Origin of the sequence: Mycobacteroides chelonae (assembly GCF_016767715.1) — a bacterium.
Taxonomy (GTDB): Bacteria; Actinomycetota; Actinomycetes; order Mycobacteriales; family Mycobacteriaceae; genus Mycobacterium; species Mycobacterium gwanakae.
Map to the genome: position 1 here is coordinate 2,457,733 of NZ_CP050145.1, position 26,309 is coordinate 2,484,041.

A 26,309-nucleotide genomic window follows, 5' to 3' on the forward strand; every position below is an offset into this window, starting at 1 on the left:
TGGCCCGCAGGTACTCAACCATCAGGGAGGACGGTTACCAACCTTCGGGAAGCGGGCGCCCTTCGGCAAATCCGGCGGCGGACTGGACACCCAGAACCACCCGTTCGTGCAGCTCCGCCAGCGTGCGTGCCCCGACATAGGTGCAGGTGCTGCGCACGCCCGAGATGATGTGGTCGATGAGGTCCTCGACACCGGGCCGTTGCGGGTCCAATTCGATCCGCGACGTGGAGATGCCCTCTTCGAAGAGGCTTTTGCGGGCCTGGTCAAAGGCGCTGTCCCCGGCGGTGCGGGCGGCCACGGCGCGTTTGGACGCCATCCCGAAGCTGTCCTTGTAGCGCCGGCCACTGGCCGAGTGCTGCAGATCCCCGGGTGATTCGTGCGTGCCCGCGAACCAGGAACCGATCATCACATTGGCGGCACCCGCGGCGAGTGCCAGCGCGACATCCCGGGGATGCCGAACGCCGCCATCGGCCCACACATGGGCGCCGAGTTCCCGTGCCGCCGCCGCACATTCGATGACCGCCGACAACTGTGGACGACCCACTCCGGTCATCATCCGGGTGGTGCACATGGCGCCCGGGCCCACGCCCACCTTCACGATGTCGGCTCCGGCCGCGATCAGATCCCGGGTGCCCTGGGCGGACACCACATTGCCCGCCGCGATCGGCACACCCAGCGACAGTTCCGCGACCGACGTCAGCACCTCGATCATCTTCTGCTGATGTCCATGCGCGGTATCGATGACCAGCAGATCCACCCCAGCCTGCGCCAAGGCGGTCGCCTTGGCGCGGACATCGCCGTTGATGCCGACGGCACCGGCGACCCGTAGGCGTCCGCTCGCGTCCACGGCCGGCGTGTACAAACCCGCCCGGATCGCCCCCGTACGGGTCAGGATCCCCGCCATGGTTCCGTCCGGACGCGTCAGCACCGCCACCGGCACATGCGCCTCGGCCAGGCGGTCGAAGATCGCCCGCGGATCGGTTCCCGTGGGGACCGCGACGAAGTCGGCGGTGGCGATGTCGCGCACGCGGGTGAACCTGTCGATGCCGGTACATGCGGCCTCGGTGACAAGCCCACGTGGCTTGCCGTCCTCGAGCACCACTGCAGCCCCGTGCGAGCGCTTGTGGATCAGGGCGACCGCCTCACCCGCGGAATCGTCTGGAGCCAGGGTCACGGGCGTGTCGTAGACCAGATCCCGGCTCTTGATGAACTCGACGGTCTGTGCGACCGCTTCCACCGGAAGATCCTGGGGTAGCACGGTGATTCCGCCACGGCGAGCGACGGTCTCGGCCATCCGCCGCCCCGCCACCGCCGTCATGTTGGCCACCACGATCGGGATCGTGGTGCCGGTGCCGTCGGCAGTGGTCAGGTCGACATCGAACCGCGAGGTGACATCCGAGTGGTTCGGCACCACGAAGACATCGTCGTAGGTGAGGTCGTACGGTGGTCGCTGCTCGTCTAGAAACCGCACAGTATCGCTCTCCTTCTGCGTCCTGCTTAGGCTTCTACCTCGCTGCGGTCGCCGCTCCAGAGCGTGTGGAACTTGCCGGGGGAGTCGACGCGCTCATAGGTGTGCGCGCCGAAGAAGTCCCGCTGCGCCTGAGTGAGGGCGGCAGGCAGACGATCGGTGCGCAGACCGTCGTAGTACGACAGCGACGAGGCGAAGCCGGGAACCGGAATTCCCAACTGCGTCGCCGCCACCACAACGCGACGCCAACTATCGATGCCGTTTTCGACGGCTGCCCGGAAGTACGGCGCGGCGATCAACGTGGCCAGGTCGGGCTCGTCGGCGAAGGCGTCCTTGACGCGATTGAGGAACTGCGCGCGGATGATGCAGCCACCCCGCCAAATGGTGGCCAGGTCACCGGGGTTGACGTTCCAGCCGTACTCGGCGCTGCCCGCGGCAATCTGATTGAAGCCCTGCGCGTACGCCACGATCTTGGACGCATACAGCGCTTGGCGTACATCTTCGACGAACTGCTTTGCATCACTTGGCTTCTCGCCCAATGCCCCGGAGGCGAACCCGGCCGCGGCGGCGCGCTGGGGGCGGGAACCGGACAGCGCGCGCGCGAAAACCGCCTCGGCGATACCGGTGACTGGCACGCCGAGGTCCAGGGCCGACTTCACGGTCCAGCGGCCGGTGCCCTTCTGTTCGGCGGCATCGACGATGACATCGACGAGGGGCTTGCCGGTCTTCGCGTCAGCCTGCTTGAGCACCTCTGCGGTGATCTCAATCAGGTAGCTCTCCAGCTCGCCCTTGTTCCATTCGGTAAAGACGTCAGCGATCTCCGGTGCACTCATGCCGAGGCCGTCGCGCAGCAGCTGGTAGGCCTCGCCGATCAGCTGCATGTCCGAGTATTCGATGCCGTTGTGCACCATCTTCACGAAATGGCCGGAGCCGTCGGGGCCGATGTGGGTACAGCAGGGCACACCGTCGACGTGCGCGGAGATCTCCTCCAGCAGCGGGCCGAGGGATTCGTACGACTTCTTCGGGCCGCCCGGCATGATCGAGGGACCGTTCAGCGCACCCTCTTCGCCACCGGAGATACCCGCACCGACGAAGTGCAAGCCGCGATCGGCCATCGCCTTCTCCCGGCGGATGGTGTCGGTGTACAGGGAATTGCCGCCGTCGATGATGATGTCGCCCTGCTCCATGGCATCGGCGAGCTCATTGATCACCGCATCGGTCGGATCGCCGGCCTTGACCATGATGAGCACGCGGCGCGGGCGCTCCAGGGCTGCGATGAACTCCTCGATGCTCTCGCTGCGGACGAAGCTGCCCTCGGATCCGTGCTCGGCGAGCAATGCGTCGGTCTTGGCGACCGATCGGTTGTGCAGAGCGACGGTGTATCCGTGCCGTGCGAAGTTCCGCGCGATATTCGAACCCATGACGGCCAGGCCCGTCACGCCGATCTGAGCTTTACCCTGCGCCGAGCCGTCTGCAGCCGTCACCAGCACATCCTTTCGTTGACGTGTTGTGCTCCACGGATTCTCGCGCAGTCACAATCGGCCCGCGAGCGCGGGTCACCTACTCGGAGGTTACTTGCTGAACAGGCGCTGAAGTTCGGTGAACCATGGGATCACCACGGCCAGCGTCGGCACCACGAGGATGGCGGCAGCGGCGGTATAGGCGCTGCACGACAACAGCAGGCTGTTTCCGTCCCCGCCGAGGCGGCGGACGCGGATGAGTGTCGTCGGGCCGCCGGCGGCCATTGCGCCGACCGGGGTCGGTCCACCAGCGCACGCGACGAGCGCGCGGGCCAGGGGAGTCGGCCCGGCTGTCCGCACCGCGGCATCGTCGGCGAGCAGCTCGACGAGCAGCTTGACCGCCTCCAGCGCATTCTTGCTGCGCACGATGACAGGGAAGGCGTCGTGGACTGCGGTGAAGGCTTCCAGCACCAGGTCATGGCGCGCGCGCAGGTGCGCACGCTCGTGCGCGACGATCGCGGTCACCTCGTTGTGCCCAAGCGTGCTCAGCGTTCCCTCGCTGACGACCACCCGGCTGCGTACTCCCGGCAAGCAGTAGGCCAAGGGCTCGTCGACTTCCAACACCCGCAGGTCGTGGTCGCGCCGACGATGGATGTCGTAGCCGCCGCGCCAGTTCTCGCAGTACCGCTTGTGGTCCAGTAGATCAACGATGGCGCGGTGGCGGGCACGCCGACGGCGGGTGCGCACCCCGACTCGGATCACCGACACCATGAGCCGGATACCGATAAGGATCGTGATCGCGAACACCGTGACGTAGAGCAGCCACAAACCCCAACCAAGGCGGTCGATTTCACCGGTGATCGTGGCGGTTGGATGACCATCGGGGCCAGGGACGAGGAGTCTGCTCGCGATCGCCAGCCCCGAACTGAACGCGGAGAGAACGGCGGCCGCGGCAATGGCCTGCCACAACACCATCGCGGCACGTGGCGCGCGGTACGGCCAGCGCGCACGCGCAAGCAACGCCGGTACGGGACCGGTCAGCAGCAGCGCGAGTATCGCGAACGCCAGGGCGGACACATAACTAGTGTCCCTTACGCGGTGGGGCGACCGCCAGCAGATGGATCTTTCGCTTCGAGCTCGGCCAGTGCGCGGCGCAGCGCATCGGCCTCATCGGGGCCGACGCGCTCCACGAAGTGCACCAACGCGGCCTCACGGGCACCAGAGTTGTTGGCCTGCGCCAACGCATCCACCATCAGGCCCGCGACAAGCTCGTCACGGCCATGTACGGGTGCGTAGCGGTGCGCGCGATCATCGCGGTGCTGCACCACCAGATCTTTCTTCGCGAGACGCTGCAACACGGTCATCACGGTCGTGTAGGCGAGGTCACGCCGCGCCGACAATGCCTCGTGGACCTGGCGCACAGTCTGGGGCTCGGGGGACGACCAGAGATGGTCCATCACCGCGCGTTCAAGTTCGCCCAGGCGTGCCATTCCGAACATTCTACGTTCACCTCCGACGCAATGCCGTACTACATCCAGTCGTACTACTTCTGACAGCCAACGATCTAGAACTCGGTCTTTGTTCCAGCGCTGGATCCGGTCTCAACATGTGGGCCGAAATCGTTAGCACTGCCCGATGATCAGGAGCTTTGGTGAGGGCAGTCACAACACCCGCACCTGGCGATGTCATCCTACATGTGGTTAGGCTTACCTATCTTGTCTACGTGAAGGGAGGCTGCCAACTGTGACACTGGCCATTGATCGATGCTCTTCGACGAGGAGCCTCATCGCCGACGATCCGCTGATCGCCGGGATGTCTATCCGCCAATCACTGCCGCTGCACGAATCGAGCGCCCGGCTTCGCGAGCTGTATCCCGAGTGCCCTCGGGCCTATGGTGTCGCCGTCATGTCCGATGTCGGCCGGCGCCGATGGTGGCCGCTGGCACGAGCCCTGAACACCGACCGCCTCGAGCGGATGTACGCCCGCGCCATTGAAGAGACCGGTAGCGACGCGGTCGCCGTCCATCAACTCGCGGACGCGCTTGTGCACACCGTGGTCGGCCGATTGGTCGCCCTGGTCGTCCTGGAGGGACGCGCCTGGGATCCGGGCCTCGGCAACTTGTGGGTGTATTTCGATTCCGAGGGCTGCATCGACTGGGTGGGTGTGGTGGACCCGACGCTGCGGGTGTTGCCCAATGACCCAGACCGGGACCGGGAGCAGGTTGTGGTGTTCCCCGGCGAGGACGCACTTGCGGCGTGGACGGCGCACCGATGCCATCGCGCCCTGGCGCCGTTGTTTACGCGCCTGTCTCAGATCAGTTCCGGAACAATGGAAATCGGCCAGATGTGGCAACTGGTGGGCTCAACCGTGGTGGGTGCGGCGACGCATGTTCCGCTGCTGGCCCGCTCCAGCGAGACCGATGGAATGCGGCGCGGACAGGCGATCCTGGACCGCTTCATGACACTCGGATTGCCGGTTCGCCACAAGGCCCTTGCAATTTAGGGCAGCCTTGCCTATCCTTAGAAATGTCGAACGCGCTACCGCGCGACCAGACACCCGGACCGCGCCGGAGTCCTGAGGGCTGCAGAGACCCCCGGTCCACTCGAAGGAAGTGCCCCACCTGCCTCGGCAGGTGGGGCACTTCTTCGTTAACGGATCCCGCACTGATATGAACATCGCATGCCAGACACGCCGGAGCACCTCAGCCAGATGCCCACCGCGCCCTTCGACAAGCTCGTGGGGCTCGAATACACCTCGCTGACACCCGAGGGAGTGTCCGCCACCCTGACGGTCACCGAAAACCTGTTGCAACCCAATGGGATCGTGCACGGTGGCGTCTACTGCTCCGTGGTGGAAAGCGTCGCGAGCGTGTCCGCGTACGTCTGGCGTGCCAACGTGCTGGGGGAGGAGAGTGCGGTGGTCGGCGTCAACAACAACACCGATTTCCTGCGCGCCATCTCGACCGGCACGCTGACCGCGACATCCACGCCGATACATCGGGGACGTCGTCAGCAGCTGTGGCTCGTCACCATTGCCGATGATCAGAACCGCACAATCGCACGCGGGCAGGTCCGCCTACAGAATCTGTGAGACTCGGGTGGGCGCAACCCCCGTACGCCCACCCGAGCTCATTTTCGAGAGATGTCGGCCGGCCCCCCGATGGTCGGGCCGCCATCCTCGTCCCCCCGCCCGGACCCAGTCCCCCCTGGATCCGGGTAGCTCGTCAGCTCAGCTGCAGTTTGTCGACAATCCTGTCGGCCATCTTCTGCACCAGCTGCTTTGAATTGCTTCGTGCACAAACCTGCGTCTGCACAATCAGATTCGCGACACCGTTGTACGACACGAAGCAGCGATACTTACTGGGCCCGTACGTGAGGGCCCAATTCACCTTCTTGTCGTTCGACAACGAGACAGACACCGTCACCGGCACCTTGCGCCCGCCGGGATCGGTGAAGTTGTACGACTTTCCGTCACATTCCGTGATCTCGTCAGCTGCCGTCGAGAACTGCGCCTGCGCGGAGTCCTTGTCCCTGTACGCCGCGATGCCCTGGTAGACCTGCGCATCCGGGCTCTCGGCGTCGCCGAGCAGCATCTCGGTGCCGCGGAACGTCTCGTACTCCTTACCCACCGACTCCACGGTGAGCCCCTGTGTCACATTGCAACTCGCGTCATCAGACTCCGTGGCCGTGAAAGGCTTTTCGCGCTTGTTGGTCTTGGCGACTTCGGCGTCGAACACCTTGGAAATCTCCTCGTTGGTGAACAACGCCGCCACCATGGCTTCCTCGGTGATCTTGTCCTGGCCGGGCCACCCCGTAAGCCCCGCTGGTCCGCTGCTCACCGGAGCCGGTGCCGGCGCGTTTACCGACCGTGAGGCCGTCGTGGTGGTGGCCGTTGACGTTCCGGCGGCCTCCCGCTGGCCGGAACACCCGGACAGCGCCAGCGCGGCGATCGCCGTCGCGCACAGCACCGCCCGCGCCGTTGTGCCTGTCATCGGGCCCCCTGCCGTGTTCTTCGTCGTGGTCATGCCGGAATCCATTCGGCCATGCGGTCGACGATCGCGGTCACTATCGGAGTGCCGTTGCCGTTCTGGCACAGCAGGCTTCCGAAGAGTGCGTTGTTCTTGACCCGGTAGTCGTAGAAACACCGCCACCCTGCGGGTTTTCCGTCCTTGAGCTCCTGTCGCACCCACTTCACGCTGGTGCCGTCGTTCGAGAATTGACCGATCCGCCATTCGATATCGCCCTCGGTCTGGCGCGAGTCCGCGCAGGACGCGAGCGACGGGGGATATGCGGTCTGAAGCTGGTTCGCCGCGGCCTTCGCATCGGGGAACAACACGACCGCTTGCCACACGATGTGGTCATACCGGTCCTGTGTTTCCTGCAGACGCGAGCCCCGGTAGGTGGTCCACTCATCACCCAGGCTCTCGCTGCGCAACCCGGTGAGTGCCTGACACTTGCCTGTCGCGGAGGCATCGCTGGGCCGAGTGGACTTGAACTCGTACGTCAGCGGCGATCCGACCAGCCTGCCCACATCGTCGGCGGAGATGATGATCGATTCCGCCTTGTCGGGCGTGACGATCACCGGTGCCGGCGGTTCGAGTGAGGTGGTGACCGGTGGAGCACTGGACTTGGGGCTCGCGATCGCCCCGTCCTGCCCGTGATCGGTCGGCGCCGATGTCTCGGTGGCACCGACCGGTATCGGCTTGATGCCCCCGGTCTCCGTTCCACAACTCACCGCGAGCATCGCTGCCAGGCCAAGCCATCCGACAGCCAACACGTGACGCATCTCAATCCCTCCCTGCCGATTTCAGACCCGTATCGACCCAAATCATGGCTACATCGGATCGCTGGCGCCCAGTGTTACACGAGCGATTTCTTACTTCGGCTGGGTGGCGGCAACCATCCTGTCCACGATGGCGCGCAGCGCCGGACCGCCGTTGGCCACCTGACAGACCGTCGCCGAGAGCAGCAGATTCTCGATGATGCGGGCCTCCAACATGCAGCGCCATCCCGACGGGCGCCCATCGGCGATTTCATCGAGCACCCACTGGGCGCGGTCGTCGGATGCCTCGCGGACAGACACGCGCCAGATCGCCGTGTCCACCTTCAGTTCCTCGCCGGAACAACTGCGGACATCGGCGGGAAACTCCTTTGAGTAGTTCTCCCGCGCATCGTCTTTCGACGAGTACAGCAGCACCCGCTGGGTGACCGAGTGCGTGAACGTGTCCTTGCCCTCCCGATACCAGACGTCCCGGTAGGTGGTCCACTTGTCGCCGACGTCGACGGTCAGCGGCACCATCAGCGCCTGACACGATTGCTTGCCGTCGATCGGCGACGACGATCGCGGATTCGAGGACTTGCCCTCGTATTCGAGGGTCGAGCCGACCAGCTCGGACACGTCATTTTTGGAGACGATGATCGAGTTGGCTCTGTCGGGACTGATCGCATCCACCGCGGACGTTGTCGACGTCTTCGATGCGCCGGATGTCGCCGACGGCCCGGACGTCGCAGGGTGCTGGCCACCTCCGAAAATTGAGCATCCCGTCAGGACCGCGGCGGCGCACACCGCGACGGCAGTCTTTCGGTACACCGATCTGCTGGTCACAGCGATTCCTTTCACTGCGGGATCCACGCCGCGATCCGGTCGGTAATGGTCGTCACACCGGGTACGCCGTCACCGTACTGGCATAGGTACGTCCCGAAGAGCACGTTGTTCTTGTTGCGGAAGTCGAAGAAGCAGTGCCACGTGGCGGTCTGTGTGATCTGCAGTTGGGTCCATTTCGCCGCGCCATCACTGATTTCCGCGATGTTGCTGATCTTCCACTTCTGGTCCTGCTTGGAGATCTCCGCGTTGGCGCATGTTCTCGCTGCGGACTTGGGAAACGCGTGTGCGAAAGCCGCCGCGGCCTCCTCGCGGGACGGATACAGGACGGCCACCTGACTCACGATGTATGCGGTGGTGTCCTTGGTCTCGCGGTAATAGTTCCAGCGATATGTCGTCCATTCGGATCCCAATTGGCCGGCCCGCGGGTTATCCAGGTTGGCACAGTCCGGTGCACCACCGACGGCATCGGTCGGTGGTGTCGATGTGTTGTCGTCGTACTCGAGCGTGGTTCCCAGAATCTTCCCGACATCCGAACGTGAGCCCAGGATCGAGTCGATCTTCTCCGGAGTGACCACCAGAGGCGGGGGTGGAGGCGCTTTTGTGGTCGTGGGGATGGACGCGGGCGCTGAGGTGCCCGCTGTCATGGGCATATCCGCCGCAGTGGTGCTCGGTGCCGACACCGGCTTTATCCCCTCGCTGGGTTGACCGCACCCGGATATCAGCACTCCGGCCGACACCACACACCACAACGTCATCCCGTACCGCATTGCGAACCCTCCTGATCGACTCCACACCCCACAAGCTCCGTGGATTCTCGCACTCACCATCTCGACCGCAGGGCAAAACCGTCCGCTGTCTGCGCAACGGCCGTGAAAGTGCCAGGCAGCCCGGATCATGGCAGGATCGCCCCTTATGCGATTGACCCCGCACGAGCAGGAACGGCTGCTCATTTCCTATGCGGCGGAATTGGCGCGACGACGCCAATCCCGAGGCCTGCGCCTCAACCACCCAGAAGCAATCGCCATCATCACTGATCATCTCCTCGAGGGTGCTCGTGATGGTCGCACCGTCTCGGAATTGATGGCCAGCGGCCGCGAGGTGCTGGGGCGCGATGATGTGATGGACGGCGTCCCCGAGATGATCCCGGACGTCCAGGTGGAGGCAACCTTTCCTGACGGCACCAAGCTCGTCACTGTGCACCACCCGATCGGATGAGCCACATGATTCCTGGCGAATACCTGTTCGCACCGGACGATATCGAACTCAACGCGGGAGCGACCGTCATCGAGCTCGACGTCGTCAACACCGGTGACCGCCCCGTGCAGGTCGGTAGTCACGTACATTTCCCGCAGTCGAACCCGGCGCTTGACTTCGATCACGAGGCCGCGCACGGACACCGCCTGCACATTCCTGCGGGTACCGCGGTTCGCTTCGAACCCGGTGTGGCGCAAAAGGTCCGACTGGTTCCCCTACGTGGCCGCCGAGAAGTGCACGGACTGACGCTTGACGCCCCGGGACATCTGGATGGCGGTGAACCCGCATGACCCGGCTATCCCGGGAGCATTACGCCAAGCTGTACGGGCCGACAACGGGTGATCGCATCCGCTTGGCCGACACCGATCTGCTTATCGAGATCACCGAAGATCGATGTGGTGGGCCGGGTTTGGCGGGCGAGGAGGCGGTCTTCGGTGGTGGCAAGGTGCTGCGCGAGTCGATGGGGCAGAGCCGCCTCACCCGCGCCGGGGGAGCGCCGGACACCGTCATTACGGGCGCCGTCATCATCGATCACTGGGGAATCATCAAGGCCGACATCGGTATTCGAGACGGACGCATTGTCGGTATCGGCAAGGCGGGTAATCCGGATATCATGGACGGGGTTCACCCCCAACTGATCGTCGGCCCGTCCACCGAGATCATCGCCGGCAATGACCGGATCGTCACCGCGGGCGGCATCGACTGCCACGTCCACTTCATCTGTCCCCAACTGGTCGAAGAGGCGATCGGCGGCGGCATCACCACGATGATCGGCGGTGGCACCGGCCCCGCCGAGGGCAGCAAGGCCACCACAGTCACTCCCGGAGCATGGCACCTGGGCCGCATGCTGCAGGCGCTCGACAGGTGGCCGGTGAACGTGTTGCTGCTGGGCAAGGGCAACACCGTCAACCCCGAATCCATGTGGGAACAATTACGCGGTGGCGCAGCGGGTTTCAAACTTCATGAGGACTGGGGCACCACGCCCGCGGTGATCGATGCGTGCCTGCGTGTCGCCGACGAGGCCGACGTCCAGGTCGCCCTGCATTCGGACACCCTCAACGAAACAGGTTTCGTCGAGGGCACTCTGGAGGCGATCGCCGGCCGTGCGATACACGCCTACCACACCGAGGGCGCCGGCGGCGGCCATGCTCCCGACATCATCACCGTGGCCAGTCACCCGAACGTGATGCCAAGCTCCACCAATCCCACGCGCCCGCACACGGTCAACACCCTGGACGAGCATCTCGACATGCTCATGGTCTGCCATCATCTCAACGCCGCGGTGCCGGAGGATCTTGCCTTCGCCGAGAGCCGGATTCGTCCGTCCACGATCGCTGCCGAGGATCTGCTGCACGATATCGGCGCCATCTCGATGATTGGCAGCGACAGTCAGGCCATGGGACGCATCGGAGAAGTGGTGATGCGCACCTGGCAGACCGCGCATGTGATGAAGAAGCGCCGGGGTGCGTTGGAGGGGGACCCGTCCGGGGCCAGAGGCAACGACAACAACCGCGTCCGCCGGTATGTCGCGAAATACACGATCTGTCCGGCGATCACGCACGGCATCGATCACGAGTTGGGTTCGGTAGAAGTCGGCAAGCTGGCCGATCTGGTGCTGTGGGAACCGGCCTTCTTTGGGGTCCGGCCACATGTCGTCATCAAGGGCGGCGCCATCGCGTGGGCTGCCATGGGCGATGCCAACGCTTCCATTCCCACCCCGCAACCCGTGCTGCCACGGCCCATGTTCGGCGCCATGCCCAACGTGGCACCCGGTTTGGCCGTGCACTTCGTCTCGCCGACGGCCATCGAGGACGATCTGGCGGCCCGGCTCGCGTTGCGGCGCAGGCTGGTTCCCACCCGCGATGTGCGCCATCGCGGCAAGGCCGACCTGCCGCTGAATGACGCGATGCCGGATATCCGAGTCGATCCCGATACCTTCACCGTACGTATTGACGGCGAGGTCTGGCAGGAACAGCCGGCCACCGAACTGCCCATGGCGCAACGATATTTCTTGTTCTGATGGGTGGCATCGATACTTCCGCGACGACAGCACTGCTGCTGTCGCTGGCCGATTCCCGGTTGCCCACCGGTTCGCATGTGCATTCCGGCGGGGTGGAGGAGGCCATAGCGCAGGGTCTGGTGCGAGACGGTGCGACTCTGAACGCGTATCTGCGGCGGCGTATTCGGACTCACGGCCTGGTTGCGGCATCCATTGCCGCCGCCATCACATCGGGGCGGCTGGATCCGGAGCGTGCCGATGCCGAAACGGACGCGCGGACGCCGTCGCAGGCGGCGCGGGACGCTTCCCGCGCCCAGGGGCGGGGGCTCAAGCGCCTGGCCGGGAGCGCCTGGCCGCATATCGACTGGCGTGCGCACGGCCGCCAGCCGCACCTGGCCGTGGTCTACGGCATCATCGGCGCGGCAACGGGTTTGTCGGGTCGTGATATCGCCCTCGTTGTCGTGTACACCACGCTGACCGGGTCCGCTACCGCGGGCCAGCGGCTGTTGGCGCTAGACCCCACAGAGGTGGCGGTGGGTACCTTGGCCATGGCGGGCCTGTGTGAGGAGACCGCGACCGTGGCCGCCACCGATCTGGCATGCCTGTCCGACCCGCTGCTGGATGTGCTCGCTGAGCGTCATCTCACACGTGAACGTCCGCTTTTTGTTTCGTAGTTTTAGGGTTCTAGGTTTTTCACGCACAACCACGATTGGATCAACATGCCACCGCATCTTCTCGACGGTCAGCCCCATCAACACATCGACAGGCCCCGCCGGGTGCGCCAGCCGGGTGAGCCGCTGCGCATCGGGATCGGCGGACCCGTGGGGTCGGGCAAGACCGCGCTGGTCGCCGCGCTGTGTCGCACGCTGCGCGACGAGATTTCGGTGGCGGTGCTCACCAACGACATCTACACGACGGAGGATGCTGACTTCCTGCGTCGCCACGCGGTGCTGCCCGACGAGCGCATCACCGCCGTGCAGACCGGTGGCTGCCCGCACACCGCCATCCGCGATGACATTACCGCGAACCTGGACGCCATCGAGGATCTCATCGCCACCAATGATCCACTTGACCTCATCCTCGTCGAGTCGGGTGGCGACAATCTCACTGCCACGTTCTCCTCAGGTCTGATCGACGTGCAGATCTTCGTCGTCGACGTCGCCGGCGGTGACAAGGTGCCACGCAAAGGCGGTCCCGGCGTGACCTTCTCGGATCTGTTGGTCATCAACAAGACCGACCTGGCTCCCATGGTGGGCGCCGATCTGGGCGTGATGGCGCGGGACGCGGCAGCTGTACGGGAAGGACGGCCCACCGCGATGATCTCGTTGACCGAAGACCCGACGGCCACCGAGGTGTTGGCGTGGGTCCGGAGCCACCTGGACCATGCGCACTGACGTCGAGATCATTGCGGTGAAGGGCCGCCTCCCACGGATACGCTGCTCGGGCAGCCTGCAGGGCAGGCTCACCGAGGCCGATACCGTTCATCTCATCGGAGTGGCCGCTAGCCCCCTGGGTGGCGACGAGATCTCGGTGCGTATCGAGGTCGGCGACGGGGTGTTGTTGCGCGTGCGATCGGTGGCGGCAGCGGTGGCCCTGCCCGGCCGGGACACCCTGCGGTCCTCGACAGCGTGGAGCTGCTCGGTGGCGGGCGAACTTGACCTCGACCCCGCGCCAACCATCGTGGCGGCCAATGCCGTCCACCATTCTCATGTCACCGTTCATGGATCGGGCAGCGCGAGCGTGCGGCTGCGCGAACGTGTGCAGATCGGCAGGGCAGGGGAGTCGTCCGGATTCTGGAGCGGCGAGCTCGAGGCGGATATCGATAATCGCCCCCTGCTGCGCCACCGCATCGAACTCGGTGCGGGATCAGTGACCGATGACGAATTGGGTCGCCCACTGGCCCTGATTAGTGAATTGCGCTATCCCGCAACAGATTCCATGCCACCATGTCCGGCCGACGCCACTGTGCTGCGCCTCGCCGGCGACGCCACCCTGCTCACGTGGCAGGGACAGCGGCTACCGTCCGACTGATCGGAACTAGCTGGCTGCCTTTTCCTCTTCGGGCTGCGCAACTTGTTCGTCGTCGCCGTTTTTCTCCGCGACCAGCTCTTCAAGCTGATCCAGACGTGTTCGAGCCCAGGCCTGCTGTTCGGTGATCGCCATCTGGCCGCGCGAGCGCGTCATGAACGCGATAGACCACAGGATCAGGGTGACCAGACGATTCTTGAACCCGACCAGATAGACCAGGTGCAGCGCCAGCCAGCTGAGCCACGCGATGAATCCGCTGAACTCCAGCTTGCCGATCTTGACCACCGCGTTGTACCGCGACACGGTGGCCATCGAGCCCTTGTCGAAGTACTTGAATGCGGGGCGTTCCTCGGCGCTACGCCCCTTTAGTTCGGCCTTGATCTGCTTGGCGGCGTAGCGCCCACCCTGGATGGCGCCCTGGGCGACGCCGGGTACACCGTCCACCGCCATCATGTCGCCGACCACAAAGATATTCGGGTGACCGGGAATCGACAGGTCCGGGCCGACCTTGACACGCCCGGCACGATCCAGTTCGACACCGGACTGTTCGGCCAGGTTCTTACCGAGGGGGCTGGCGGACACGCCCGCGGACCACACCTTGCACCAGGATTCGATGCGTTCCACGGTGCCATCGGAATGCTTGACGGTCAGGCCATTGCGGTCCACGTCGGTGACCATGGCGCCCAACTGGATTTCGACGCCGAGTTTCTCGAGGCGCTTGCGTGCCTTGTCGCCGAGCTTGGGGCCGAAGGGTGGCAGTACGGCGGGCGCGGCGTCCAGCAGGATGACCCTGGCATCGGTGGGATCGATGTGCCGGAAGGTGCCCTTGAGGGTCTCGTTGGCCAGTTCGGCGATCTGCCCGGCCATTTCGACGCCAGTGGGACCGGCACCGACCACGGTGAAGGTCATGAGTTTGCGGCGCCGCACCGGATCGCTGGAGCGCTCGGCCTGCTCGAAGGCGCCCAGAATGCGTCCGCGCAGTTCCAGAGCGTCGTCGATGGTCTTCATGCCCGGAGCCCATTCGGCGAAGTGGTCATTCCCGAAGTAGGACTGGCCGGCGCCGGCGGCGACGATCAGGCTGTCGTAGGGCGTGGAGTAGTCGTGCCCCAGCAGCGAGGAGTGGACCACCTGATTCTCCAGGTCGATGCTCGTCACATCGCCGAGAACGACCTGGGCGTTGTCCTGGTCCTTCAAGATCTGCCGCGTCGGGGGAGCGATCTCCCCTTCCGAGATGATCCCGGTGGCCACTTGGTACAGCAGCGGCTGGAACAAGTGATGAGTGGTGCGCGCGATCAGCGTGACATCGACGTTGGCACGTTTGAGCGTCTTGGCGGCCGTGAGACCGCCGAATCCCGACCCGATGATCACGACTCGGTGCTTGGGAGTCAGCGCGTCCTTGATCTTGGGCTTCGGATTGGCCTCGACAGGCGCCGCGCCGGTGGCGGCGTCTGGTGTCGTGCTCATCGATCACTCCTCGTCAAATGGTGTCTCAACTGGGGTTATTCACCTTGTCTGACACTTGGTGCAACACCTCAACCGTAGTCGGGATTTCCCTGTACGTCGCGTCAGTTAGTTTAGCGAAATATCTCACACACCCTGCGGACGCCAGCCTGGGTCACGTCCCGACATGGCGAGCATGTGATCGAACCGTGGAGCACTGGTGGGAACTGGCTGGCGCGGGCCGAACAAACCCGGAATCCCGGCGTCGGAGGCCAGCGCCCTGATGAATCCATACAAACCCGGATCGGTGCCCTCAGGCAGGTCAAACGGCTGCCCGGTGGCCGCCGCCAGATCCCATCCATGCAGTACCAACTCATCCAGGACCACCATGGCCACCTGGTCATTGGGCATGACAGTGCCCGCGATGGTCGACTGGCCAATCCATGACCGGGGCTGCGCCCAGGTCGCCACCAGATCTGCGAGCCGTTGCGGAAGCAACGTCCGCCACTGCGGATCGAGGTCCTCGGTGAACGACGGGCCCGAAAGGTCGATGCCGAGAGCCGCCGCCTCCTCGGGGCGGACGACGTATCGGAACGCCACCGATAAACCCATCAGGTGATTCAGCAGGGCACGGACCGTGAGTTCGGTACACGGAGTCGAGCCGTCCAGCGCCTCATCCGACACCCCCGGAAGAAGCGCCACCACGGCTGTCGCGGCTGGCTGCAGGCTGAACGGAGCACCCATATCGCACATCCTGCCGAAAGATTGCGCGACGGAGGGCGAATCCGGCCGACTACTCCTTGAACAGGGGGCGAAGAGTGTTGCCGATCAGCTCCACCACGCCAGGCACATGCCCGTTGGCGGTCGCGTTGAGCGTGACAGCATCGATTCCCTGATCGAGAACTCGGGTCTGCACCTGTTCGGCGATCTCGTCGGGGCTGCCCACGAGAGTGCGTCCGAGAACCTGCGCACGGGCCTCCTCGGGGAGGGTTTCCAGATCGATGCCGTTCTTGCGTAGTTGCTCACCGGCGAGTTTCCAGGCTGTCGCCGAGTCGTCGTCAATGAACACCGAGAAAAACGCCGAGGTCTCCAGGGTGGATGGGTCACGGCCTGCTTCCTCGCACCGCTGTCGCAGCACCGACAGCTTGTGTGGGATCTCGTCCAGGGAGCTGAGCAGGTTCAGGTGGTCGGCGTACTTCACAGCCAGCCCGAAGGTCTTCTTCTCGCCGCTGCCGCCGATCATGATCGGAATGTTCGGCCGGAGCCTGGGCTCGTTCATGGCGGTCTCGGTGCGGTAGTACTTGCCCTCGAAGGTGGGTCGCTCACCGCGCAGCATCGGGGCGATGATCTCCAGGGCCTCGTTCAGCCGCTCGAAGCGGTCGGTGAACGTGCCGAACTCGAACCCGAGTTGCTGGTGTTCCAGTTCGAACCACCCCGCTCCGATGCCCAGGATGGCGCGCCCGCCGCTGACGACGTCGAGGGTGGTCACGGCCTTCGCGAGCAGGCTCGGGTTTCGGTAGGTGTTGCCGGTGACCAGCGTCGAGAGCTGAATGGTGCTGGTGGCACTGGCCAACGCGCCCAGGGCTGTGTAGGCCTCGAGCATCGGCTGATCGGGGGTGCCGATCATGGGCAGCTGATAGAAGTGGTCCATCAGGAAAACCGTGTCGAAACCTGCCGACTCCGCCTCGCGCGCCTGTCTGACGACGGTGGGAAAGAGCTCGGCCACGCCGGTGCCGTAGGAGAAATTGGGGATCTGATAGCCAAGCCGAATGGTCACCCGATCGAGCCTACGCTCGAACTGCTGCCACGGCACTACGTACGGTCTTGCCTCGCAATGCAATTCGGCGATCTACAGCTGGAGTGCACTCCAGCTGTGTCAGCTGACGCCGACGGGAACTCCGCGGCTGACATGCAGGGTTTGGCCGGTGATGTGACGCGCCTGCGGGCTGGTGAGGAACAACGCCAACCGTGCGATCTCGGCGCTGACCAGCTCTTGGGCATCCTCGGTGCTGTCAAGGCCGTCGTAGTTGGCGTCGGCCGACTGCCCGGGAGCGATGGTGTTGATGGTGATCCCGCGGGTGCCCATTCGTTCGGCCTGCTCGGCGGTCCACGCCGACAGTGCGGCCTTGGCGGCAGTCGTGGCGCCCGATCGGTCCCGGCTGCCCAGCGTGCACAGATTGACGATGGCCGCGCCGGAACGCAGATGATCGCCGATGGACTGCACCGTCAGCACAGCGGTCAGCACGCTGGACTCGTAGCGAGACAGCCACGCCTCGCCGGTATCGGTGAGGGTGCCCAGATGTGGGCCGGGCTCGCTCCAGACGGGGTTCGGGATGTTCACGATGGCGTCGAGGTGCTGGGGGAACAGTTCGACGTTCTCTTCCAGGCTGTCCGGGTCGGAGTTGTCGCACACGATGGCGTCGACCTCGAGCTCCTTGGCGGCGATTTCCAGCTCGTCGGCATTGGGGCCGGTGATGACTACCCGATGGCCGGCGTTGCGGAATTCCGCAGCCACCGCCCGGCCGACCTCGTTAACCGCTCCGGTTACCAGTACGTCCATGGCGGTACCTTCCTTACCTTCCTGCAAGCCTTACCGATCCGCTTCTGTTGCCAGGCCTGATCAGCTTGATCGTGACACAACCCGGACCTCATACCCCGGATTTCGTGGCCGGGTCGCACGGGTTTGAGCGCCAATATTACTGGACGGTAGCAATACCTACGACCACCACGTATCGCCTCGGCTGGGGCTAGGGTTGTGCCGGTGACCAGCAGAGGGTGGAAAATTCTCGCCGCAGCACTCCTTACGGGTTCGCTGACCATGTCCGGCTGTGGTTCGCGAACGGCGCCCGAGGGCAGCACAGCGGCCCCGTCGACTGGTTCGGATTCTGCTCCGGTTCAGTTGCACGTGCTGGCCGCGGCGTCGCTGCGCAAGGCCTTCACCGAAATCGGGAAGTCTTTCGAATCGACCCACGCGGGCACGACCGTCGAGTTCACCTTTGCGGGGTCCTCGGATCTGGTCACTCAGCTCACGCAGGGCGCCCAGGCCGACGTGCTTGCCACCGCGGATTCGGCCAACATGGACAAGGCGTGGAAGGCGCACTCGGTGGTCAATCCCGTCGACTTCGCGGCCAACACGCTCGCCATCGTCGTCGCCCCCGGGAATCCGAAGGGCATCGCCACCTTTGGGGACCTGGCTCGTCCTGGTCTGGACGTGGTGGTGTGCGCACCGCAGGTTCCGTGTGGTGCGGCCGCCGCGACCGCATCCAAAGAGACTGGGGTGCAACTGAATCCGGTCAGTGAAGAGTCCTCGGTGACCGATGTCCTGAACAAGGTGGTCGCGGGCCAGGCGGATGCGGGTTTGGTCTACGTGACCGATGCCAAGTCCGCCGGCGAGAAAGTCACCGCGGTCGCATTCCCCGAGGCGCGGTCGATCGTCAACACCTATCCCATTGCGGTGACTGCGAACTCACGCAATCCCGAACGTGCGAATCAGTTCATCGAAACGGTCACCGGGGATGCCGGACACAAAATTCTGGCGGCGGCCGGGTTCTCTGCGCCGTGACACCGGCACCCGGTCTGCCGCGCTGGGTGTATCTGCCGGCGGCCGTTGGGGCAGTGCTCATCGTGCTGCCGCTGCTGGCACTTGTGGTCAAGGCCGACTGGCCTCAGCTCCCCGCTTTGATCACCAGCCCCGCCTCACAGGCAGCGCTGCTGCTCAGCGTCAGGACATGCGTGGCCAGCACGGCGTTGTGCCTGCTGCTGGGTGTCCCGCTGGCCATCGTGCTGGCCCGCGGACCGGCGTGGCTCACCCGCCTGCTGCGCCCGCTGATTCTGTTGCCTCTCGTACTGCCGCCGGTCGTCGGCGGCATCGCACTGCTCTACGCCTTCGGCAAGCTCGGCCTACTCGGCCACTACCTGGACGCCGCGGGTATCCGGATAGCGTTTTCCACGTCTGCTGTGGTGCTGGCGCAGACATTCGTTTCGTTGCCGTTTCTCGTCATAAGCCTTGAGGGCGCGCTGGCCACGACAGGGGAGCGCTACGACCATGTGGCGGCAAGTCTGGGCGCACCACCGACCACAGTGCTGCGGCGGGTGTCGCTGCCGCTGGTGATGCCGGCACTGGTCTCGGGTACGGTGCTGGCCTTCGCGCGTTCGCTCGGTGAATTCGGTGCCACCTTGACCTTCGCGGGATCCCGGCAGGGGGTCACGCGCACACTGCCCCTGGAGATCTATCTGCAGCGCGAATCCGATGCGCAATCGGCCGTGGCGCTCTCGCTGCTGCTGGTGGCGGTGGCGGCGGTTGTGCTGGCCGTTGTGGGAGTCCGGGCCTGGCGCCGCGATGGATGGCGGCGATGAGTGAGTTGCGATTCGAGGCAGAGCATTCCGGTCGGGGTGTACACGCCGCATTCACCGTTGCGCCCGGAGAGACCTTGGCGATCGTCGGCCCCAATGGGGCCGGTAAGTCCACATTGCTCGGGCTCATTGCCGGACTGCTGCGACCCGACTCCGGTGAGATCCGCCTCGGCGATCACGTGCTGACGAACTGTGCCACAGGCACTTTCGTCCCGACCCATCGGCGACGTACGGCGCTCCTGCTGCAAGAAGCCTCGTTGTTTCCGCACCTGACGGTCGCGCGCAACGTCGAGTTCGGGATGCGCGCCCGGCATCGAGATGAGGTGCCTGCTCTGCGCGATCGCTGGCTGGAATCGGTCGGCGCGCGCGACCTTGCCCGACGCCGGCCGGGCGAACTGTCCGGGGGGCAGGCGCAGCGAGTGGCGATCGCCCGTGCCTTGGCCACCGAACCGGACCTGGTGCTGCTCGACGAGCCGCTCGCCGGCCTCGATGCCGCGAGCGCGCCGGAAATCCGGGCCTTATTGGGCCGGGTGCTGGGCCGCGGTGGCCAGAGCGCTCTGATCGTCACGCACGACATCATGGACGCCGTCGCCATCGCCGACCGGGTGATGGTCCTGGACTCCGGCCACATCGTGGAGCTGGGAGATACCGCGACCGTATTGGCCCGTCCGACCAGCAAGTTTGGTGCCCGGTTCGCGGGCGTGAACCTGATCGCAGGCACCGTGGGCGAGGACGGAGCCCTGCACGCGGACGGCATCGTCATCCACGGCGCGTGGTCTGGCGCCGACAGTCCCGAGCCGGGCCAGCATGCCGTCGCGGTGTTCGGGCCGCGTGCGGTGGGCGTGCATCTGTCCCCGCCGGGCGGCAGCCCGCGCAACGTCATCGCGGTGGCCGTGTCGACCCTGAGCGCTCATGGCGACAGCGTGGTTGTAACGGCAACCGCGGGGCCCGCGATATTCACGGCACACATCACCGCGGCTGCCGCGGCAGAGCTAAAGCTGACACCCGAGGAGTCGGCATACTTTGCCGTGAAGGCTCACGAGGTCGTCATTCAGGCGGCGCAGTAGCTGGGGACGGGGATTTCGGTAGCCTTTGAGAGGAAACCTATGTTTGCTTCTGATCAGCCAAACCCCTTGCCGAATCGGGCGCGCCGATTGCCGGATAGGCTTGCACGTGCAGGACAAAACGGTACGTTCATTGGCATGCAGCAACCACGGGCAACTTTGGCCGCCAAGCGGGTGCAACGGGCGCGGGTGATGGCAGCTGCCGTCGCCGTGGCCTCGCTGTCGGGGGCAGGGGCGATAACGCTTGTCGCCGGACCGGCTGATCAGTCGCCGACGTCGGTACGCACGGCGGAAATCAATCTGGTGACCACCGATGCGCCGCCGCCACCCGCAACGCCTGCGCCCGGCCAACCGGCACCCAACCCGGAGACTCCGACAACCGTGATGACGCCTCCGGCGTCACCTCCGCCCGGTACTGCCGCACCCACTCCGGCACCCGGTGCGCCGGCAGATGCCGCGCGCATCAACAATGACCAGGGTGGATTCAGTTATGTTGTGCCCCAAGGCTGGGCGCAAGCGGACGCGCGCAGGCTGACATACGGTTCGGCGCTGCTGACCAACCCAGCGGCGCCAAACGGCAGCATTCTCCTGGGTCGCCTCGATCTGAAGCTCTTCGCGGGCGCCGAGCCTGACAACCAGAAGGCCGCACGCAGGCTCGCTTCGGATATGGGTGAGTTCTTCATGCCGTACCCGGGGAACCGCGTCAACCAGGAGGATCAGAGCTTCGAAGTGGCGGGCATGCCCGCGGCGTCCTCGTACTACGAGGTGAAGTTCGACGACGCCGCCAAGGAGCCCGGTCAGATCTGGGCCGCTGCCGTGGGCAAGGGCAAGGATCGTTGGTTCATCGTGTGGCTCGGCACGGCGGCATCTCCGGTGGACAAGGGAGTGGCCAAGGCCCTCACCGACTCGGTTCGCCCGTGGACCCCGCCCGCTCCTGCCACGCCTCCGGCCGGGCAGCCCGCCGATCCGAACCAGCCGGCACCCGCGCCTGCGGACCCGAACCAGCCCGCGCCTGTGCCTGCCGATCCCAACCAGCCACCGGCTCCTGCGGCACCGGGTGCACCGGCGCCCGAACCCGCTGCTCCGGGGCAGCCCGTGCCACCGCCACCTCCAGCGGCGCCAGCAGCACCCGGGGTTCCGGTCTAACGCTCGGCTAGTTCGGCTCACGCACTGTGCGGTGAGCGCTGACGGTAAGTGTCGGTGAAGGTCGGATTCCATGCGCCCACGCGATCAGCGTGGGCGCATGTCACCGATGCACTGTGTTTTCGCCTGAAGATGCCGCCTAAGGGCAGCGACTAGCTTTTGGTTTTCCCGGCGATGAACTTGTAGACGACCAGCAGAATCACCGCGCCGACCAGTGCTCCCAGGAAGGCGTGATTGATCGGCGGGGTAACCGTGAACTTGTGAGGGGCGAACACCAGACTTCCCAGCGTCCCGCCGACGTAACCACCGACGATGCCCAGCAACGCTGTCACGATCCAGCCGAAGTTCTCCTTGCCAGGCACGATCAACCGGGCGATCCAGCCAACGATCAGGCCAAGAATGATCATCCAAATGATGTTCAACACCATGTCTAGCTCCTTCGAGTATGCGTACTGAGGAAACGAGCGTCGACCCGCTGCTGATGCTAGTGGAACACTTCGCCCGTCGGCGCTCTAACGGCGCGCTGCGGGGAGATGTCGTTCTCACGCTCGGTAGATCCGTGCGGTGAGGACGCCGTGACAGCCGGATAACCTCGGCGGAAGAATTCGGGAATCTGACTCGCTCACCATGGCGGGGTGACCGAACTCAGCGCGCCGCCCACCGCGCGCCGTGCCGCCTGCTCGTATTGCGGTGTCGGCTGCGGTGTGGTGGTGCGGGCCGAGAGAAGTTCGGCGGGTCCGGTCACCATCGCAACCGTCGAGGGCGACACCCTGCACCCAAGCAATCAGGGACGCCTGTGCACCAAGGGCGCCACGCAGGCCCAGCTGATGGCCGCCGAAGGACGCATGACGGCGGCGCATATCCGTCCCGCGCGCGGGACGGAGCCGGTTCCGGCCCCATTGGCGGCGACAACCGCCGAGGCCGGCAGGCGATTACGCCACATCCTCGACACCCATGGACCCGATGCGATTGCCCTGTACGTATCCGGCCAGATGAGCCTGGAGGCGCAGTATCTCGCTAACAAGCTCGCCAAGGGTTATATCCGGACCACGCAGATCGAGTCCAACTCGCGGCTCTGCATGGCCAGTGCGGGAACCGGATACAGCCAGTCATTGGGAGCCGACGGGCCGCCCGGGTCGTATTCCGATATCGAGCAGAGCGATCTGTTCCTCGTCATGGGTGCGAACATGGCCGACTGCCATCCGATTCTGTTCCTGCGCATGGCCGATCGGCTCGGCAGCGGAGCACGGCTGATCGTGGTCGATCCGCGCCGCACCGCCACTGCCGAACGCGCTGATCTGTTCATGCAGATCACCCCCGGTACCGACCTGGCCCTGCTCAACGGACTGCTGCATCTGCTTGTGGAGAACGGCGATATCGACTCCGGGTTCATCGCCGAGCACACCGAGGGCTGGGCGGGGATGCCGGAGTTCCTCGCCGGTTATCCACCTGTGACGGTCGCGGCTATCACGGGCCTGGCCGAGGACGATATCCGCACCGCCGCCCGGTGGATCGGGGAGGCGCGCGAATGGATGACGTTGTGGACCATGGGCCTCAACCAGAGCACTCATGGCACCTGGAACACCAACGCGATCTGCAATCTGCATCTGGCTACCGGTGCCATCTGCCGCCCCGGCAGCGGACCGTTCTCGCTGACCGGCCAGCCAAATGCGATGGGCGGCAGGGAAATGGGTTACATGGGCCCGGGGTTGCCGGGACAGCGCTCGGTGAAATCCCTCGCCGATCGAGAATTCGTCGAGCGGCACTGGCACCTCGCACCCGGTTCCATCCGCGAGGAGTTCGGCACCGGAACCGTGGATATGTTTACCCAGATGGCCGCCGGCGATATCAAGGCGTGCTGGATCATCTGCACCAATCCGGTTGCCTCGGTGGCTAACCGGCAGAATGTGATCGACGGACTGCGCCGGGCCGAGCTGGTGATCAGCCAGGATGCCTTCCTCGCGACGGCCACCAATGAATACGCCGATGTGCTCTTGCCCGCCGCGCTGTGGGCCGAATCAGATGGCGTGTCAGTCAACTCGGAGCGCACGGTAACGCTGACCAACCGGGCCGCCGATCCGCCGGGGGATGCGCAGCCCGACTGGCGCCTGATTTGCGATGTCGCCCTCGCGATGGGATTCGGCGACGGTTTCGACTACGCGTCAAGCGAGGAGATTTTCGACGAGATCCGCGGATTCTGGAATCCACGGACCGGATACGACATGCGCGGGGCGAGCTACGCGCGACTGCGTCAAGGACCCGTGCAATGGCCTTGTCCACCCGAAGATTCGGGGGAGCGGAATCCCATTCGCTATCTCAACGACGGAGTCAGCCAAGGCCTGCATATCGGCGAGGACGGCACCATTCCGCGGCTGGCGTTCCCCACCCCGTCGCGGCGGGCGGTGTTCCACGCCCGTGCCCACCGCGACCCCGCGGAAACCCCCGGTGACGGGTATCCCATGGTCTTGAACACCGGTCGTTTGCAACATCATTGGCATACTCTCACCAAAACCGGCCGCATCAAGACGCTCGAGCGGCTCCATCCGTCCCCGTTCGTGGAGATCCACCCCCGCGACGCCGCCACACTCGGCATCTCCGAAGGCGATATCGTCGATATCGCCTCGCGGCGTGGCACCGCCGAACTCCCGGCGATCATCAGCGACAGGGTCAAACCCGGCAGCTGCTTTGCGCCCTTCCACTGGAACGACGCGCAGGGGCCCGGATTGGCGATCAACGCGGTGACCAACGACGCCGTCGACCCGGATTCGCTACAGCCCGAGTTCAAGGTCAGCGCGGTGATGCTGCGTCCCACCGGACGGAGCGTTGTCCACGAGGTGCTCGACAGGCCGGCACAAGCATTGGGCGACATAGCAATTCTGTGGACATCGCAAACCGGCAACGCCGAGACTGTGGCCACCTCGGTGCACGGGCTGCTGGCGACAGCGGGAATCTCCGCCACACTCACCGCGATGGACGAGTGCGCCCCCGTCGATCTCGGCGAGGTTCGAACAGCCGTACTCATCGCCAGCAGTTTCGGCGAGGGTGGCCCACCCGATAACGGCGCGCAATTCTGGTCCGCACTGTCCGGCGATACCAGGTCCTTGAACCACATGCGTTATGCGGTGCTGGGGTTCGGCGACCGGGCTTACGCGGATTTCTGTGGTCACGCAAAGGCGCTCGACGCCCGGCTGCTCGAGCTCGGCGCCACCCCGGTACTGGCCCGGGTAGACGGCGAGGCGAATGACCGAGCGCTGATCGCGGCGTGGACCGCGGACCTGCTGGAGGCGATTGGGGATGGCACCGACGCCAGCGTCGAGGCGGTCAGACGATTGCGCAGCGACGGGCTGCCGACGGCCGCGCCGGAACTTTTCACCCGCGACGCGCCGATCCTGGCGGCGTTGTCACACAACGAGGTCCTCTCCGCGCCGGGCTCCGGCAAGGAGGTACGGCGCATCGAGTTCGACCTGACCGGCCACGATGTGGACTACTCGGTGGGAGATGCTCTCGGCGTCTATCCGACGAACCGCGAGGAAGATGTCCAACGCTGGCTCACTGCAACAGGTTTCGATGCGGAGTTGCCGATCACGATCGATGGGGGCGAGCTGCCCCTGGGTACCGCGCTCGCCAGCCACTACGACATCTGCCGCGTCACCGATGACCTGCTGCGTTTCGTCGCCGAGCGGCGCGGCGACAAACTGGCCATCAAGCTGTTGCGCGGCCCCGACACCGCGACGCGCGAGCGGTGGCTACGGGGCCGTAATGCCCTCGACGTGCTGCGCGAGTTCCCCGTCCGTGCCGGTATCGAGGAGTGGCAACAGGTTCTGATCCGACTCACCCCACGCCAGTACTCGATCTCGTCCAGCCCCTTGGTCAGCCCGAAATCCATTGCATTGACCGTGTCCATCGTTCGGTTCCAGGGGCCCGACGGTTCGGCCCGTGGAGGTGTGGGATCGACCTTTCTGGCCGATCGTGCACAGCGGCTGCCCGTCCCGATCTTTCTGCAGAAATCGCCGCATTTCCGCCCGCCCGATTCCTCGGACACGCCGATGATCATGGTCGGTCCCGGGACCGGTATCGCCCCATTCCGCGGGTTCCTGCAGGAACGCCGCGCTCTGGGCCACTCCGGACCCAACTGGTTGTTCTTCGGCGACCAGCACCGCACCCAGCATTTCTACTACCGCGACGAGCTCGACGGCTTCCTGCGTGATGGCTCCCTGCGCCGACTTGACCTCGCGTTCTCGCGCGACCAGCAAAAACGCATCTATGTCCAGCACCGCATGATGGAGCAGGGGGCACAGATATGGCGGTGGCTCGCTGACGGCGCGCATCTCTACGTGTGCGGAGACGCCAGCCGGATGGCCAAGGACGTGGACAGCGCATTACTGGCCATCGCCCAGAAGCACGGGCGGATGTCGCCCGAGGAGGCTCTTGAGTTTCGTAAGGAGCTCGTCGCCGGGAAACGGTACGTCCGCGACGTGTACTGACCCGTCTCGCGC

The 26,309-nt window shown here is 65.2% G+C and carries 26 protein-coding genes; 13 read left to right on the forward strand and 13 right to left on the reverse strand.

Annotated elements, in window-relative coordinates:
* Window positions 1–34: 34 nt before the first annotated feature.
* From HBA99_RS12015 to HBA99_RS12030, 4 genes are all read right to left on the reverse strand, one after another.
* Window positions 35–1,471 (reverse strand): GuaB1 family IMP dehydrogenase-related protein, encoded by a 1,437-nt coding sequence (locus HBA99_RS12015; RefSeq protein WP_057968266.1) that lies wholly within the window; start codon window positions 1,469–1,471, stop codon window positions 35–37.
* A 26-nt stretch (window positions 1,472–1,497) separates the two neighbouring features.
* On the reverse strand, window positions 1,498–2,952 hold the full coding sequence (gene gndA, locus HBA99_RS12020; RefSeq protein ID WP_030097960.1) for an NADP-dependent phosphogluconate dehydrogenase: 1,455 nt from the start codon (window positions 2,950–2,952) through the stop codon (window positions 1,498–1,500).
* 87 nt (window positions 2,953–3,039) lie between these two features.
* Entirely contained in the window at window positions 3,040–4,005 is a 966-nt protein-coding gene (locus HBA99_RS12025; RefSeq protein WP_030097959.1) for a M56 family metallopeptidase, read from the reverse strand.
* Window positions 4,006–4,019: 14 nt separating this feature from the next.
* Window positions 4,020–4,427 carry a BlaI/MecI/CopY family transcriptional regulator gene (locus HBA99_RS12030; protein ID WP_030097958.1) on the reverse strand — a complete coding sequence of 136 codons (408 nt, stop codon included), beginning with the start codon at window positions 4,425–4,427 and terminating at the stop codon, window positions 4,020–4,022.
* 244 nt (window positions 4,428–4,671) lie between these two features.
* Here HBA99_RS12030 and HBA99_RS12035 point away from each other — a divergent pair, with 244 nt between their 5' ends.
* Window positions 4,672–5,430 (forward strand): iron reductase, encoded by a 759-nt coding sequence (locus HBA99_RS12035; protein ID WP_070952478.1) that lies wholly within the window; start codon window positions 4,672–4,674, stop codon window positions 5,428–5,430.
* Window positions 5,431–5,607: 177 nt separating this feature from the next.
* Window positions 5,608–6,018 carry a PaaI family thioesterase gene (locus HBA99_RS12040; protein ID WP_030097956.1) on the forward strand — a complete coding sequence of 137 codons (411 nt, stop codon included), beginning with the start codon at window positions 5,608–5,610 and terminating at the stop codon, window positions 6,016–6,018.
* Window positions 6,019–6,151: 133 nt separating this feature from the next.
* On the opposite strand, the gene HBA99_RS12045 is transcribed toward HBA99_RS12040, so the two are convergent.
* From HBA99_RS12045 to HBA99_RS12060, 4 genes are all read right to left on the reverse strand, one after another.
* Window positions 6,152–6,952 (reverse strand): sensor domain-containing protein, encoded by an 801-nt coding sequence (locus tag HBA99_RS12045; protein ID WP_057968295.1) that lies wholly within the window; start codon window positions 6,950–6,952, stop codon window positions 6,152–6,154.
* Window positions 6,949–7,713: a sensor domain-containing protein gene (locus tag HBA99_RS12050; protein WP_057968268.1), complete on the reverse strand. Its 765-nt coding sequence runs from the start codon at window positions 7,711–7,713 to the stop codon at window positions 6,949–6,951. Before HBA99_RS12050 ends, HBA99_RS12045 begins: the two co-directional genes overlap by 4 nt.
* A 90-nt stretch (window positions 7,714–7,803) precedes the next feature.
* Window positions 7,804–8,532, reverse strand: a complete 729-nt coding sequence (locus tag HBA99_RS12055; RefSeq protein WP_057968296.1) for a sensor domain-containing protein — start codon at window positions 8,530–8,532, stop codon at window positions 7,804–7,806.
* Window positions 8,533–8,543: 11 nt separating this feature from the next.
* Window positions 8,544–9,299 carry a sensor domain-containing protein gene (locus HBA99_RS12060; RefSeq protein ID WP_030097952.1) on the reverse strand — a complete coding sequence of 252 codons (756 nt, stop codon included), beginning with the start codon at window positions 9,297–9,299 and terminating at the stop codon, window positions 8,544–8,546.
* A gap of 145 nt (window positions 9,300–9,444) precedes the next feature.
* Here HBA99_RS12060 and HBA99_RS12065 point away from each other — a divergent pair, with 145 nt between their 5' ends.
* The 6 genes from HBA99_RS12065 to HBA99_RS12090 are packed head-to-tail and all read left to right on the forward strand — an operon-like array spanning window position 9,445 to window position 13,816.
* Window positions 9,445–9,747: an urease subunit gamma gene (locus HBA99_RS12065; RefSeq protein ID WP_030097951.1), complete on the forward strand. Its 303-nt coding sequence runs from the start codon at window positions 9,445–9,447 to the stop codon at window positions 9,745–9,747.
* A 5-nt stretch (window positions 9,748–9,752) separates the two neighbouring features.
* Window positions 9,753–10,076 carry an urease subunit beta gene (locus HBA99_RS12070; protein ID WP_057968269.1) on the forward strand — a complete coding sequence of 108 codons (324 nt, stop codon included), beginning with the start codon at window positions 9,753–9,755 and terminating at the stop codon, window positions 10,074–10,076.
* Window positions 10,073–11,806 (forward strand): urease subunit alpha, encoded by a 1,734-nt coding sequence (locus HBA99_RS12075; RefSeq protein ID WP_057968270.1) that lies wholly within the window; start codon window positions 10,073–10,075, stop codon window positions 11,804–11,806. The genes HBA99_RS12070 and HBA99_RS12075 overlap by 4 nt, the downstream gene beginning before the upstream one ends.
* Before the next feature lie 8 nt (window positions 11,807–11,814).
* The gene (locus HBA99_RS12080; protein ID WP_078354372.1) at window positions 11,815–12,459 is read left to right on the forward strand and encodes an urease accessory protein UreF; all 645 of its coding nucleotides are present in this window, start codon (window positions 11,815–11,817) and stop codon (window positions 12,457–12,459) included.
* Window positions 12,460–12,504: 45 nt separating this feature from the next.
* On the forward strand, window positions 12,505–13,179 hold the full coding sequence (gene ureG / locus HBA99_RS12085) for an urease accessory protein UreG (protein WP_030097947.1): 675 nt from the start codon (window positions 12,505–12,507) through the stop codon (window positions 13,177–13,179).
* A complete protein-coding gene (locus HBA99_RS12090; RefSeq protein ID WP_057968272.1) occupies window positions 13,169–13,816 on the forward strand; it encodes an urease accessory protein UreD in 648 nt (215 codons plus the stop codon). The genes ureG and HBA99_RS12090 overlap by 11 nt, the downstream gene beginning before the upstream one ends.
* A 6-nt stretch (window positions 13,817–13,822) precedes the next feature.
* Here HBA99_RS12090 and HBA99_RS12095 read toward each other — a convergent pair whose 3' ends face one another.
* The 4 genes from HBA99_RS12095 to HBA99_RS12110 form a co-directional block, all read right to left on the reverse strand.
* A complete protein-coding gene (locus HBA99_RS12095; RefSeq protein ID WP_109494423.1) occupies window positions 13,823–15,277 on the reverse strand; it encodes an NAD(P)/FAD-dependent oxidoreductase in 1,455 nt (484 codons plus the stop codon).
* A 123-nt stretch (window positions 15,278–15,400) separates the two neighbouring features.
* Window positions 15,401–15,997, reverse strand: coding sequence for a TIGR03086 family metal-binding protein (locus HBA99_RS12100; protein ID WP_070930887.1), 597 nt, complete (start codon window positions 15,995–15,997; stop codon window positions 15,401–15,403).
* Between the two features lie 49 nt (window positions 15,998–16,046).
* Complete coding sequence (locus HBA99_RS12105) at window positions 16,047–17,030, reverse strand: LLM class F420-dependent oxidoreductase (protein WP_070952616.1); 984 nt, start codon at window positions 17,028–17,030, stop codon at window positions 16,047–16,049.
* Window positions 17,031–17,129: 99 nt separating this feature from the next.
* The gene (locus tag HBA99_RS12110; RefSeq protein ID WP_070952479.1) at window positions 17,130–17,813 is read right to left on the reverse strand and encodes an SDR family oxidoreductase; all 684 of its coding nucleotides are present in this window, start codon (window positions 17,811–17,813) and stop codon (window positions 17,130–17,132) included.
* A 258-nt stretch (window positions 17,814–18,071) separates the two neighbouring features.
* Between HBA99_RS12110 and modA the strand changes: the two genes are divergently transcribed.
* The 4 genes from modA to HBA99_RS12130 all read left to right on the forward strand — a co-directional run bounded on the left by modA (window position 18,072) and on the right by HBA99_RS12130 (window position 21,816).
* On the forward strand, window positions 18,072–18,815 hold the full coding sequence (gene modA, locus HBA99_RS12115; RefSeq protein ID WP_109418570.1) for a molybdate ABC transporter substrate-binding protein: 744 nt from the start codon (window positions 18,072–18,074) through the stop codon (window positions 18,813–18,815).
* Window positions 18,812–19,609 (forward strand): ABC transporter permease, encoded by a 798-nt coding sequence (locus HBA99_RS12120; RefSeq protein WP_070949630.1) that lies wholly within the window; start codon window positions 18,812–18,814, stop codon window positions 19,607–19,609. The genes modA and HBA99_RS12120 overlap by 4 nt, the downstream gene beginning before the upstream one ends.
* Window positions 19,606–20,673, forward strand: a complete 1,068-nt coding sequence (locus HBA99_RS12125) for a sulfate/molybdate ABC transporter ATP-binding protein (protein WP_070952617.1) — start codon at window positions 19,606–19,608, stop codon at window positions 20,671–20,673. The genes HBA99_RS12120 and HBA99_RS12125 overlap by 4 nt, the downstream gene beginning before the upstream one ends.
* A 135-nt stretch (window positions 20,674–20,808) precedes the next feature.
* Complete coding sequence (locus HBA99_RS12130) at window positions 20,809–21,816, forward strand: APA family fibronectin-binding glycoprotein (RefSeq protein WP_070949629.1); 1,008 nt, start codon at window positions 20,809–20,811, stop codon at window positions 21,814–21,816.
* Window positions 21,817–21,965: 149 nt separating this feature from the next.
* On the opposite strand, the gene HBA99_RS12135 is transcribed toward HBA99_RS12130, so the two are convergent.
* On the reverse strand, window positions 21,966–22,241 hold the full coding sequence (locus tag HBA99_RS12135) for a GlsB/YeaQ/YmgE family stress response membrane protein (RefSeq protein WP_030097937.1): 276 nt from the start codon (window positions 22,239–22,241) through the stop codon (window positions 21,966–21,968).
* Between the two features lie 207 nt (window positions 22,242–22,448).
* Between HBA99_RS12135 and HBA99_RS12140 the strand changes: the two genes are divergently transcribed.
* Window positions 22,449–26,297 (forward strand): bifunctional nitrate reductase/sulfite reductase flavoprotein subunit alpha, encoded by a 3,849-nt coding sequence (locus HBA99_RS12140; protein ID WP_081347745.1) that lies wholly within the window; start codon window positions 22,449–22,451, stop codon window positions 26,295–26,297.
* Window positions 26,298–26,309 lie beyond the last annotated feature (12 nt).